This is a genomic window from Streptomyces hilarionis (assembly GCF_024539675.1).
Taxonomy (GTDB): domain Bacteria; phylum Actinomycetota; class Actinomycetes; order Streptomycetales; family Streptomycetaceae; genus Streptomyces; species Streptomyces hilarionis.
On sequence record NZ_JAHHIT010000800.1, the window covers coordinates 1 to 255 of the forward strand.

The following is a 255-nucleotide window of genomic DNA, read 5'->3' on the forward strand; positions in this document are numbered from 1 at the left end:
GTACTGAGCATTAACAAGCCGCTCTTTGAGGACATGTTCAAGATCATCGACTGCGTCCAATCGTTCTGAGTCATACAGCACATCAGGGCAAGGTTTTTCATCCTCCGAATCACCGCCCCCGCAATGAGCAATGTTGTCGACTCCTCCGTACGGACAAGGCTTGCGACTCGAGCAAACGCCAAGAAGGATTTGGCGACATGCTGCGGCACCCTTCTTCGCCAAACCGATCATCTTCTTTGCATCCTCTGGCGTGAT

General features: G+C 52.2%; 1 protein-coding gene. It reads right to left on the reverse strand.

What is annotated here, in order from left to right; translation table 11 throughout:
• The coding region (locus tag KMS84_RS44725; RefSeq protein WP_256921636.1) for a hypothetical protein at positions 1–231 on the reverse strand (231 nt) is incomplete at its 3' end.
• Positions 232–255 lie beyond the last annotated feature (24 nt).